General features: G+C 61.2%; 7 protein-coding genes. 3 read left to right on the plus strand and 4 right to left on the minus strand.

Annotated elements, in window-relative coordinates:
- The first annotated feature begins 306 nt into the window (after nt 1-306).
- Nucleotides 307-2490, plus strand: a complete 2184-nt coding sequence (gene yccS / locus BLL38_RS29290; protein ID WP_076965313.1) for a YccS family putative transporter — start codon at nt 307-309, stop codon at nt 2488-2490.
- Between the two features lie 94 nt (nt 2491-2584).
- On the opposite strand, the gene BLL38_RS29295 is transcribed toward yccS, so the two are convergent.
- Nucleotides 2585-3322 carry a substrate-binding periplasmic protein gene (locus BLL38_RS29295; RefSeq protein ID WP_076965314.1) on the minus strand — a complete coding sequence of 246 codons (738 nt, stop codon included), beginning with the start codon at nt 3320-3322 and terminating at the stop codon, nt 2585-2587.
- 256 nt (nt 3323-3578) lie between these two features.
- Between BLL38_RS29295 and BLL38_RS29305 the strand changes: the two genes are divergently transcribed.
- Nucleotides 3579-4031 carry a GNAT family N-acetyltransferase gene (locus tag BLL38_RS29305; protein WP_076965316.1) on the plus strand — a complete coding sequence of 151 codons (453 nt, stop codon included), beginning with the start codon at nt 3579-3581 and terminating at the stop codon, nt 4029-4031.
- A gap of 96 nt (nt 4032-4127) precedes the next feature.
- Here BLL38_RS29305 and BLL38_RS29310 read toward each other — a convergent pair whose 3' ends face one another.
- Genes BLL38_RS29310 through BLL38_RS29320 form a run of 3 tightly spaced genes read right to left on the minus strand, consistent with a single transcriptional unit; the run spans nt 4128 to nt 7111 of the window.
- A complete protein-coding gene (locus BLL38_RS29310; RefSeq protein WP_076965317.1) occupies nt 4128-4424 on the minus strand; it encodes a winged helix-turn-helix domain-containing protein in 297 nt (98 codons plus the stop codon).
- A gap of 17 nt (nt 4425-4441) precedes the next feature.
- On the minus strand, nt 4442-4948 hold the full coding sequence (locus BLL38_RS29315) for a YgjP-like metallopeptidase domain-containing protein (RefSeq protein ID WP_076965318.1): 507 nt from the start codon (nt 4946-4948) through the stop codon (nt 4442-4444).
- Nucleotides 4949-4990: 42 nt separating this feature from the next.
- The gene (locus BLL38_RS29320) at nt 4991-7111 is read right to left on the minus strand and encodes a putative bifunctional diguanylate cyclase/phosphodiesterase (protein ID WP_076965319.1); all 2121 of its coding nucleotides are present in this window, start codon (nt 7109-7111) and stop codon (nt 4991-4993) included.
- Nucleotides 7112-7431: 320 nt separating this feature from the next.
- Between BLL38_RS29320 and BLL38_RS29325 the strand changes: the two genes are divergently transcribed.
- Nucleotides 7432-8097, plus strand: a complete 666-nt coding sequence (locus BLL38_RS29325; protein ID WP_076965320.1) for a polysaccharide lyase family 7 protein — start codon at nt 7432-7434, stop codon at nt 8095-8097.
- The last annotated feature ends 496 nt before the right edge of the window (nt 8098-8593 follow it).

Consider the following 8593-nt stretch of genomic DNA (forward strand, 5'->3'; position numbering starts at 1 on the left):
CCTTATCGGCGCTTTGGTGAAGGGGTGGGGCGAAGTCTCCCACGGTCTGTACTGGCTAGAGTCAGATGCTGGCTTTTAGTCCCACCACCCCTACAAGTCTAACCATACAAGCTGGCTTGCCTGCGATAGCGGTGTATCAGTGCCATATTTGCTGGCTGACCCAGCGCCATCGCAGGCAAGCCAGCTCCCACAGTTGGATTGTGGTGTGCCTGGGATATTTTTTGCTTATGAATGTGATCGCCACGCTTGCCGTAGCGTCATTACTGGCTCAATTTAGCGGCATCGTCCCGGAAGACCCCAGCCTTCATGTCCTCGACCTCGTTCAAGCAGTCCATGCGGCGCCTTTGGGCACTGGATAAGTTCAGTTACAGCGTACGGGTGTTTATCGCCCTCACCGGCAGCATGGCGCTGTGCTGGTATCAGGATGAAATGTCGCTGCTGATCCCGCTGTTCCTGGGGATTATCGCCAGCGCCCTGGCCGAGACCGATGACAGCTGGCAAGGCCGCCTCAATGCCCTGGCGGTAACGCTGGTGTGTTTCAGCGTGGCGGCGCTGTCGGTGGAGTTGCTGTTTCCCTACCCGTGGATCTTTGCCATCGCCATTGCCCTGGCGAGTTTCTGCCTGACCATGCTCGGCGCCCTGGGCGAGCGCTATGGCGCGATTGCCTCGGCCACCTTGATCCTGTCGGTCTACACCATGATCGGCGTGGACCAGCGCGGTGGCGCCGTCACCGACTTCTGGCACGAGCCTTTGCTGCTGGTGGCCGGCGCCGCCTGGTATGGCGTGCTGTCGGTGCTGTGGCAGGCGCTGTTTTCCAACCAGCCGGTGCAACAGAGCCTGGCCCGGCTGTTTCGCGAACTGGGGCGTTACCTCAAGCTCAAGTCGTCGCTGTTCGAGCCCATTCGCCAACTGGACGTCGAAGCCCGCCGCCTGGAACTGGCGCAACAAAATGGCCGGGTGGTGGCGGCGCTCAATGCGGCCAAGGAAATCATCCTGCACCGTGTCGGCAATGGCCGGCCGGGCTCCAAGGTCAGCCGCTACCTCAAGCTGTATTTCCTGGCCCAGGACATCCACGAACGCGCCAGTTCCTCCCACTACCCCTACAACGCCCTGGCCGAGGCGTTCTTCCACAGTGACGTGCTGTTCCGCTGCCAGCGCCTCTTGCGCCAGCAAGGCAAGGCCTGCCAGGCCCTCGCCGAGTCGATCCAGTTGCGCCAGCCGTTTGTCTATGACGATAGCTTCGCCGAGGCCCTGGGCGACCTGAATGCCTCCCTCGAACACCTGCGCATCCAGAGCAACCCGGCCTGGCGCGGCCTGCTGCGTTCGTTGCGCGCGCTGGCGGCCAACCTGTCGACCCTAGACCGCCTGCTCAGTGACGCCAGCAACCCCGACAGCCTGGCCGATGCCAGCGACAGCAGCCTGCTGGACCGTTCGCCGCGCAACCTCAAGGAAATGTGGACGCGCCTGCGTACCCAACTGACCCCGACTTCGCTGCTGTTCCGTCACGCCCTGCGCCTGCCCCTGGCGCTGAGTGTCGGCTACGGCATGGTGCATTTGATCCACCCGTCCCAGGGCTACTGGATCATCCTCACCACTCTGTTTGTCTGCCAGCCCAACTACGGCGCCACGCGGCGCAAGCTCGGCCAGCGGATCGTCGGCACAGCCATTGGCCTGACGGTGGCCTGGGCGCTGTTCGACCTGTTCCCCAGCCCCCTGGTGCAGTCGATGTTCGCCATCGCCGCCGGGCTGGTGTTCTTTATCAACCGCACCACCCGCTACACCCTGGCCACCGCCGCCATTACCCTGATGGTGCTGTTCTGCTTCAACCAGGTGGGCGATGGCTACGGGCTGTTCCTGCCGCGCCTGTTCGATACCTTGCTCGGCAGCCTGATCGCCGGGCTCGCGGTGTTCCTGTTCCTGCCAGACTGGCAAGGCCGGCGCCTGAACAAAGTGCTGGCCAACACCCTGACCTGCAACAGCATCTATTTGCGCCAGATCATGCAGCAATATGCCGCCGGCAAGAGCGACGACCTGGCCTATCGCCTGGCCCGGCGCAATGCGCACAACGCCGACGCCGCGCTGTCCACCACCCTGGCCAATATGCTGATGGAGCCTGGGCACTTCCGTAAGGAAGCCGACGTGGGTTTCCGCTTCCTGGTGCTGTCCCACACCTTGCTCAGCTACCTGTCGGGGCTGGGTGCACACCGCGATACCCAACTGCCAGCGGACGTGCGCGAGCACCTGATCGAAGGCGCGGGCAAGACCCTGGCCAGCAGCATCGACGAAATCGCCACGGGGCTGGCGAACAAGCAGCCGATCGCGGTGCAAAGCGATGCCGAGGAAGCGCTGGCGGTGGAGCTGGAGCAGATGCCGGATGAGATCGATGAGGCGCAAAGGCTGGTGCAGACGCAACTGGCGTTGATCTGTCGGCAGTTGGGGCCGCTGCGTACGCTGGCGGCGCATTTGATCAAGGAAACCAGTGCGGCCTAGGGCCCTATCGCGAGCAAGCCCGCTCCCACACTTGAAAGTATTCGCAGATCAAAATGTGGGAGCGGGCTTGCTCGCGATGGCGGCCTTAAGAACACTACATCCCATGTTGCTTAAGAAGACGCGCATAACTGCCATCCGCCTTCATCTTGCTGATCTCCCGATCAAACCCGGCAACAATCTGCTCATGCTTGGGGTTTTTCAGGCTGACCAGAATATGCAGGCTGTTCTCGCTCAAGGCCTTGGGCAAAAACTCCACCGCATTGCGTACCCTGGGTGACTCCCGTGCCAGGTAAAAACGCGCGACATACTCATCCTCCACCGTCAGCCGCACCCGCTGGGCCGCCAGCATGCGCACGGCCATGGCGAAGTTATGCACCGGGACTTTGTGCAAATGGGGATCGGCATCAAAGTCGGCCGAATAGGCGTAGCCACGCACCACGGCAACAGGGTAGTCGTGCAATTGCTGCAGGTTCTGGAACTCGATGGGGTCATTGCGGCGCTTGATAAAACGCACGCGGTTGAGCAGGTACTCGGCGGAAAACTGCCCCAAGTGCGTGCGCGCCTCGTCGTACCAGGCATTGATCAGCACGTCATAACGCCCGTCCCCCACCCCCATCAATGCCCGCGCCCACGGCACCTGCTCGAAATCACTGGCATAGCCGGCACGCGCCAGGGCGGTGCTGACAATATCAGTGGCCAGGCCACCATTGACCAGGCTCGCATCGGTAAACGGCGGCCACGCATCCGCCACCAGGCGCAAGCGTTCTGCGGCCACCGTCGGGACCAACAACAGCAATACGATCAAAGCAACGGCACGAGACAATCGCAGCATGCTTAATGTCCTTGCACAACGGGCAGTTCCTTGCGGGCGATGGCGCCTGGCGGGAGGTCTTCCAGGTTCTGACTGTAGCTTATCGCTCGCGGTGTACCGCAGATTACACAAAGAACCCCACGGCGAAAGCACTCAATGATGGCAAATTGACGCCACTCACAAAAAACGCGGTTTTACCGGTGTTTGCACCGTCGCCCAAGACAGTCGCCGGCCAGGGCATTACTATCCGGGTCAGGTCTTTATGCGAGATGGAACAATGACTGTCGATTGGGTTTGCAAGCACCACAATGATCTGGGCAAGGAACAGCTCTACGCCATTTTGCGTCTGCGGGCAGCGGTGTTTGTGGTCGAGCAGAAATGCATCTACCAGGATATCGATGACCAGGACCTGGAAGGCGATACCCACCACCTGATGGCCTGGCAGGACAACCAACTGGTGGCCTACCTGCGCCTGCTGGACCCGGAGCTGCATGGCGGTGACGTGGTTATCGGCCGTGTGCTGGTGGCCGAGGTGGCCCGGGGCACCGGCCTGGGCCACCAGATGCTGGAGGAAACCCTCAAGCAGATCGACGATATCTGGCCGCAGACGCCGATCTTTCTCTCAGCCCAGGCGCATTTGCAGGGATACTACGCCAGATATGGGTTCAAGGTCGAGGGGGAGGTGTATCTGGAGGATGATATTCCGCATATTGGGATGCGGCGCGCCTGAGGACGCCATCGCGGGCAAGCCCGCTCCCACATGTGGCCGCAATCAACCTGTGGGAACGGGCTTGCCCGCGATAGCGCCAGGCCTGTCACCGCGAACTCAGGGATAACCCAACACCTGCTTGACCTGCATCAGGTTGCGCTCAATCCAGCTGCGGTCAATCGCCCCCCAGTCGCGAATCCGATAGCGCCCGGCATGATTGCGGGCGCCCTCTTCCTGCTCGAATTCACAGACGATATCCAGGTCCGCCAACGCGGCGATGGTGTCCTGGGCCGTGCGCCGGGGCATGCCGGTCGCTTCGGTCAATGCCGGGACGCTGCTGGCCAATTGGCTATCGATCAGATACGCCACATACAGGCGGCGGTAGAAACTGCTCTTGGTCTTGCTCACATCCATGCTCGCTTCCTCTTGGTTCAATCCCGCGCCGCACCCTGCAAGTCGCGATAAGTCAGGTACACCCGCAGGTCGAACTCCACCTGATGGTAGCCGGGCAACATGTATTCGCAGAGTTTGTAGAACGCTTTGTTGTGGTCCGATTCCTTGAAGTGCGCCAGTTCGTGGACGACGATCATCTTCAGGAACTGCGGCGCCGCCTCCTTGAACAACGCCGCGATGCGGATCTCTTTCTTGGCCTTGAGATTGCCACCCTGTACCCGCGAGATCGTGGTGTGCAGGCCCAGGGCGCGGTGGGTCAGGTCCAGGCGGTTGTCGAACAGCACTTTGTCGATGGCCGGCGCATTGCGCAGGTGCTCCTGCTTCAAGGCCAGGGCGTAGCTGTACAACGCCTTGTCACTCTGCACCCCATGGCGCTCGGGGTAACGCTGGTGCAGGTAGTCGCCCAGCTGATCCTTGGCGATCAATTGGCGCACTTGCTCTTGCAGGGCGGCGGGATAGGCCTGGAGGTATTTCAGCGCAGTCATGGGTTCAAACGGCAGGGGCGTGAGGCCGCCAGTGTAGCGAATTCAGCAGGGGCCTGCGCGCAGGGCAAACGACTGTGGCCAGTGGGCAATGTCCTCGGCGGTCAGGGACAGGGCCACCAGCGGCCCCTGGATGAATTGGCAGCCATTGGCCTGCAGCCAGTGGCATTGCTCAAGGGTTTCTACCCCTTCGGCAATCACCAGCAAACCGAAGTGCCCGCACAGCTCGATAATGCTGCGGGCCAGCGCCGCCTCCCGGGGCGAGCCGAGCACGCGGGCGACCAGGCCCGGGTCGAGCTTGAGTGTGTCGAACTCCAGGTCACGCAGGTGCGCCAGGGAGCAGTGGCCCGAGCCAAAGTCATCCAGGGCAATCCGCACGCCCAGACGCCGTAGCTGCTTGAGCTGCTTGGTGGACTCTTCAATATTGTGCATCAGGCTTTCTTCGCCGATTGCCACTTCCAGTTGCCGCCCCTGCAGCCCATGTCGCTCCAGTGCCTGCTGCAGTTGGGTCGCCAGGTTGGGCATATTGAACTGGCTGCTGCTCAGGCTCACGCTCAGCACCCAGTCGTCGTGCATGACCGGTGCCCAGGCCTGTCGCGCCAGTGCCACCTGGTGGTAGATCCAACTGCTGAGTTGGCTGATCAGGCGCGTCTCTTCCAGCAAGGGCAGGAACAACCCAGGCGGCACATCGCCAACACTCGGGTGCTGCCAGCGCAACAAGGCCTCGACCCCGCGCAGGTGCCCATCCACCAGGGACACCTGGGGCTGGTATACCAACGTCACCTGCTTGTTGTCGATGGCCTCGCGCACACTGCTTTCAAGCAGCAGGCGCGAGCGGGCGCGGCCGTTCATTTCCTGATCGTAATAGCGATATTGCTGACGCCCCGCCCGCTTGGCTTCGTACATGGCGATATCGGCGGCGCGCAGCAGGCCCGTGAGGTCGCGACCGCAATCGGGGAAGGTGGCAATGCCGATACTGACCCCCAGCATCACCTCCAGGCCATCCACTTGCTGGCAGATCGACACCCGCTCGATCAACTGCTCGGCGAGCTTGGCGGCCTGTTCCGGGTATTGCAGTTCCAGCAACGCGACGAACTCATCCCCCCCAAGGCGGCCAAGAATGTCACAACTGCGCAGGCACAGCTCCAATTGCTCCGAGACCCAGCGCAACACCCGGTCGCCGGCGTCGTGCCCCACGCAATCGTTGACCCGCTTGAAGCCGTCCAGGTCCATGTACAGCAGCACCGTGGCCTGCTCGCTGCGCTCGTGGCGCAACAGGCTCGTTTCTACGGCCTGGTAGAACCCCCGCCGGTTGAGCAGGCCGGTGAGCGGGTCGGTGACGGCCTGGGATTCGAGTTGTTGATGCAGGTGCCGCACTTGCGACATGTCCTGCACGGTCACCACCATGGCCTTCTGCTCCCGGGGCAGCGGCGCACAGGACATCGCCACCGGCAGCTGCTGGCCGGGCGCGGTGCGCAGGATCGCGTCATGCAGGCGCCAGGTTTCGCCGCGGCGGTAAGCGGCGTACAGCTCGCAGCCGAACCAGTCAGGCATATGGGGCTTTTGCAGGAAGCCCAGGAGCGCCTGGCCTTGCAACTCGCCCACCGTGGCATTGAGCAAGCGCGAAATGGCAGGGTTGGCATAGCTGATCACCCCGTCTTCGCCCACCACCAGGATGCCCTCGGCGGCGTTGTCGAGCACCGAGGCATTAAAGGCCCGGGCCAGTTCCAGGTCATGACTCAAACGCTGCAAGGCCCGCCGGTTGCGCTGATGCTCCAGCAAGGCCTGGACCTTGGGCTTGAGGATATGCGGGTCGAAGGGCTTGAACAGGTAGTCGATGGCGCCGCTGGCATAGCCTTCCAGCACCGCAGCGGGCGATTGCTCATTGGCACTCAGGAAGATGATCGGGGTCATGCGGGTACGCTGGCTGCCGCGCATCAAGCGCGCCACTTCAAAGCCGTCCATGCCCGGCATCCGCACATCCAGCAGCACCAGGTCGACGTCACGTTCGAGCAACAGCCCCAGGGCTTCCTCGCCAGAGGCCGCCGTCACCACCTGCCAGTCGTCGCGCTGCAGGAGCGCACGCATGCTGATCAGGTTTTCCGGGTAGTCATCGACCACCAGGAGCACTGAACAGCCTTCGGCTGGGGTTGGAGCACCTTCCATGCGGACTCTCTTCCTTGAGGATTCATTCCGGTCATTTTTGTGACAAAACCGGACATTCTATGTGGAGTCACTCTAGCCCTGGATCCCATAAAGCAGAAGGCGCGACAGTGCCATCATTGCGCCAAAGACCACACAACCGACTAACGGTCAGCACCTACAGCCCACGGATTACGGGAAAGATGGCTTTTTGACAGGCTATTGGCGCCAATAAATCGCCATAAAGTCATTAACAAACAGTGACCAGCCGCTTATAAAGAACGCGGCAACCCTTGGGCCAAAGCCTTTTGACCCCCTCTTTACGTACAGCAAAGGCGCACTCAATGATTGATCTGTCCACCTGGAACCTGAGCATCCCTGTCGGCACCCCGCCCGCCACCATCGACACGCCCAAACTGCTCAGTGGTTTCAATGGCAAATACTTCCAGGCCGAAGGCAGCAGCGTGCAATTCTGGTCTCCCGTCACCGGCACCCGTACCGAAAACGCCATCTACCCGCGCAGCGAACTGCGGGAAACCTATGCCGACGGCCGACTGCGCAACTGGACCTACCCCGAAGCCGACAACTACCTGCGTGCCACCCTGGCCATCAACCAGGTGCCCTCCTCGGGCAAGATCGTGATCGGTCAGATTCACGCCTATGACAGCCAGAAACCGCTGCTCAAAGTCGAATACCAGTACAAGGAAAAAACCCGGACCGGCAACGTCGTCGCCAAGGTGCGCATGCGCCCCGATGACAGCAAGGGCCGGGTGATTATCGTGGCCGAGAATGTGCCCCTGGAGCGCAACTTCACCTACGTCATCCACCTGAACAAGGCCGGGCTGCTGAGCATCGAGGCCGCCAACGGGCAATGGAACGAACGCCTCGGCGCGGCCTGGGGCAAGAAGCCGCTGTACTTCAAGGCCGGTGTGTATGTGCAAGACAACAGGGGCGATAGCCAGGAAGGCGGCAAGGTGACGTTTGCCAAGCTGGATATCGATCACCACTGAATTGGCAGGCCTGGATCAACGGGTTAGTGAGTGTTGATACAGGCCTCGGACCACTATGGCTCAAAGCCACAGTCCTCCACCGAGGAAGCGCTGCACAGGTTTTCCTGCCAGTGAGTGCCCACTGCCTTGGGCAGTGCCGTAAAACGGCGCGACATACGCAAATAGTCGTTCATGTCTGTCCCTCCGTAATCGCAACTCACATAGTAGATAGTCTCCTTGGTCTCCGAGTCTTTTCCCGTTTTGATGGCTGCTCTCTCAAACTTCAACTTTTCTACCAGTGACGCCTCCGCTGTCGAGCCTTCCCCTTCCCAATTACCACCCACCGCCATGGCGCTGTAGCTGGAACCGTCCCCGGCATTCTTTTGAAGGGGCGGTTGCAGGAGCTGAGTGCAACACGGTTATTGAATTGACGCAGGAGCATCATATTGCATAGCCAAGGCTTTCTGCATCACTTCGCTCATGACTTCGATAGGACATTTGAAATCGAAGCGCTTAC

The sequence above is a fragment of the Pseudomonas gessardii genome (assembly GCF_001983165.1).
Taxonomy (GTDB): Bacteria; Pseudomonadota; Gammaproteobacteria; order Pseudomonadales; family Pseudomonadaceae; genus Aquipseudomonas; species Aquipseudomonas gessardii.

What these genes read in the sequence shown, in the direction of transcription:
- yccS (WP_076965313.1), top strand. Translation starts at nt 307, where the DNA reads ATGTCCTCGACCTCGTTCAAGCAGTCCATGCGGCGCCTTTGGGCACTG.
- BLL38_RS29295 (WP_076965314.1), bottom strand. Translation starts at nt 3,322, where the DNA reads ATGCTGCGATTGTCTCGTGCCGTTGCTTTGATCGTATTGCTGTTGTTG.
- BLL38_RS29305 (WP_076965316.1), top strand. Translation starts at nt 3,579, where the DNA reads ATGACTGTCGATTGGGTTTGCAAGCACCACAATGATCTGGGCAAGGAA.
- BLL38_RS29310 (WP_076965317.1), bottom strand. Translation starts at nt 4,424, where the DNA reads ATGGATGTGAGCAAGACCAAGAGCAGTTTCTACCGCCGCCTGTATGTG.
- BLL38_RS29315 (WP_076965318.1), bottom strand. Translation starts at nt 4,948, where the DNA reads ATGACTGCGCTGAAATACCTCCAGGCCTATCCCGCCGCCCTGCAAGAG.
- BLL38_RS29320 (WP_076965319.1), bottom strand. Translation starts at nt 7,111, where the DNA reads ATGGAAGGTGCTCCAACCCCAGCCGAAGGCTGTTCAGTGCTCCTGGTG.
- BLL38_RS29325 (WP_076965320.1), top strand. Translation starts at nt 7,432, where the DNA reads ATGATTGATCTGTCCACCTGGAACCTGAGCATCCCTGTCGGCACCCCG.